This window comes from Variovorax sp. 20P10.2.4, from assembly GCF_058244205.1.
On the sequence record NZ_JBZAYE010000902.1, the window covers coordinates 1 to 2,320 of the forward strand.

3 protein-coding genes and 1 riboswitch are annotated in these 2,320 nt (G+C 67.1%); of the genes, 1 reads left to right on the forward strand and 2 read right to left on the reverse strand.

What is annotated here, in order from left to right:
* The coding region (locus tag AC27VN_RS39185) for a hypothetical protein (protein ID WP_490880170.1) at positions 1-294 on the forward strand (294 nt) is incomplete at its 5' end.
* 36 nt (positions 295-330) lie between these two features.
* On the opposite strand, the gene nrdR is transcribed toward AC27VN_RS39185, so the two are convergent.
* Both nrdR and glyA read right to left on the reverse strand, forming a co-directional pair.
* On the reverse strand, positions 331-774 hold the full coding sequence (gene nrdR / locus AC27VN_RS39190; RefSeq protein WP_057594475.1) for a transcriptional regulator NrdR: 444 nt from the start codon (positions 772-774) through the stop codon (positions 331-333).
* A 24-nt stretch (positions 775-798) separates the two neighbouring features.
* Complete coding sequence (glyA, locus tag AC27VN_RS39195) at positions 799-2,043, reverse strand: serine hydroxymethyltransferase (protein WP_093344314.1); 1,245 nt, start codon at positions 2,041-2,043, stop codon at positions 799-801.
* A 41-nt stretch (positions 2,044-2,084) separates the two neighbouring features.
* Positions 2,085-2,219, reverse strand: a riboswitch (ZMP/ZTP riboswitch).
* Positions 2,220-2,320: the final 101 nt, after the last annotated feature.

The window sequence follows — 2,320 nt, forward strand, 5'->3', positions numbered from 1 at the left end:
GATGCCGACGGCGACCAGGCGCCGAGCGTGCTGCGGCGCTTCGACGGGCTGCCGCCGGGCATCGCGGTCGACCGGGAACTGGGCGACGGGTTGGCGCAAGGGGTGCACTACGACGCCAACGGCTTCTCGCGGCGCGTGCGCAATGCGGGCTTCGGCGCGGGCTGCCTCGCGTTCAGGGCCGAGACGGGGCGGCGCGCGGCCGTCGTCCTCTCGGCGTCGGGGCGGCCTCGAAGTTGCGACCCCGATCGGAAGGGGGAATGCGGAACGGGTGTGTGCGGGCAGGGCGGCGGATAGCAGCCGTCCCGCGGCCCGGCGTCGACAGGCCGTGGCTCAGATGTCGCGCAGCAGCTGCCTGAACTCGTCCACGTCCTCGAAGCTGCGGTAGACCGAGGCGAAGCGCACGTAGGCCACCTTGTCGAGCTTCTTGAGTTCGCGCATCACGAGTTCGCCGACCTTGGTCGACTCGATTTCGCGCAGGCCGCTGGCGAGCAGCTTCTGTTCGATGCGCAGCAGCGCGTTGTCGATCTGCTCGATGCTCACCGGGCGCTTGCGCAGCGCCAGCATCATCGAGGCACGGACCTTGGTCGAGTCGAAGTCGGCGCGGCTGCCATCCTTCTTCACGACGACCGGGAAATTGACGTCGGGACGCTCGTAGGTGGTGAAGCGCTTGTCGCAGGCACCGCACTGGCGGCGCCTGCGCACGAAGTCAGCGTCTTCCGAAACGCGGGTCTCGACGACCTGCGTTTCGAGATGACCGCAAAAAGGGCATTTCATGCGGTCAGGGCTTCTTCTTCGGGATCAGCGGTAGACCGGGAAGCGGCTGGTCAGCGCGTGAACCTTGGCGCGCACGGCGTCGATGTTCGCGGCGTCGCGCGGGTTCTCGAGCACGTCGGCGATCAGGTTCGCGGTGATGCGGGCCTCTTCGTCCTTGAAGCCGCGCGTGGTCATGGCCGGCGTGCCGACACGCACGCCGCTGGTCACCATCGGCTTCTCGGGGTCGTTGGGGATCGCGTTCTTGTTGATGGTCATGTGGGCGCTGCCCAGCACGGCCTCGGCTTCCTTGCCGGTGATGCCCTTGGCGCGCAGGTCGACCAGCATCACGTGGCTTTCGGTGCGTCCGCTCACGATGCGCAGGCCGCGCTGCGTGAGCGTTTCGGCCACGATCTGGGCGTTCTTGACCACCTGTTGCTGGTAGGCCTTGAACTCGGGCGACAGCGCTTCCTTGAAGGCCACCGCCTTGGCGGCGATCACGTGCATCAGCGGGCCGCCTTGCAGGCCCGGGAAGATCGCGCTGTTGATCGCCTTCTCGTGCTGCGACTTCATCAGGATGATGCCGCCGCGCGGGCCGCGCAGGCTCTTGTGGGTGGTCGAGGTCACGATGTCGGCGTGCGGCACCGGGTTCGGGTACACGCCCGCGGCCACCAGGCCGGCGTAGTGGGCGATATCGACCATGAAGATCGCGCCGACGTCCTTGGCCACCTTGGCGAAGCGCTCGAAATCGATGCGCAGCGAGTAGGCCGAGGCGCCCGCGATGATCAGCTTGGGCTGGTGCTCATGCGCCTTGCGTTCCATCGCGTCGTAGTCGATGGCTTCGTTGGCGTCCAGGCCGTAGCTCACCACGTTGAACCACTTGCCGCTCATGTTGAGCGGCATGCCGTGGGTCAGGTGGCCGCCTTCGGCCAGGCTCATGCCCATGATGGTGTCGCCGGGCTTCAGGAAGGCCAGCAGCACGGCCTCGTTGGCCGAGGCGCCGCAATGGGGCTGCACGTTGGCCGCTTCGGCGCCGAAGATCTGCTTCACGCGGTCGATGGCCAGCTGCTCGGCCACGTCGACGTGCTCGCAGCCACCGTAGTAGCGCTTGCCAGGGTAGCCCTCGGCGTACTTGTTGGTGAGCTGCGAGCCCTGCGCGGCCATGACGGCCGGCGAGGCGTAGTTCTCGCTCGCGATCAGCTCGATGTGGTGTTCCTGGCGCGCGTTTTCGGCCTGGATGGCAGCCCAGATTTCGGGATCGGTCTGTTCGACCAGGATGTTGCGTTGGTACATGGCAGTCCTTTGAAGACGAGGTCCTTGTTCTTCAACCAAACAAGGGCTGCCCAGGCGAACGGCTGATCGCCTGCGCGTCTGGAGCGACGTCGCAGGCGGTACGCTTCCCAGTGGTAGTCCACGTCAGCGCGGGTGCCTTGTCGGCACCGCGCCTATCGCCAGTCGCGTACCCGGTCGAGTGTAGCGGATCGGACCGGCCCGGCGACGGGCGAAAGGAGATTCAGGACACGGCCGACAGCAGCGCCACCTTGGGCGGCGTGGGGCCGTTGGCCGGCTC

Excerpts from the sequence above, each read along its gene's own strand:
- nrdR (WP_057594475.1), bottom strand. The coding sequence starts at position 774 with ATGAAATGCCCTTTTTGCGGTCATCTCGAAACGCAGGTCGTCGAGACC.
- glyA (WP_093344314.1), bottom strand. The coding sequence starts at position 2,043 with ATGTACCAACGCAACATCCTGGTCGAACAGACCGATCCCGAAATCTGG.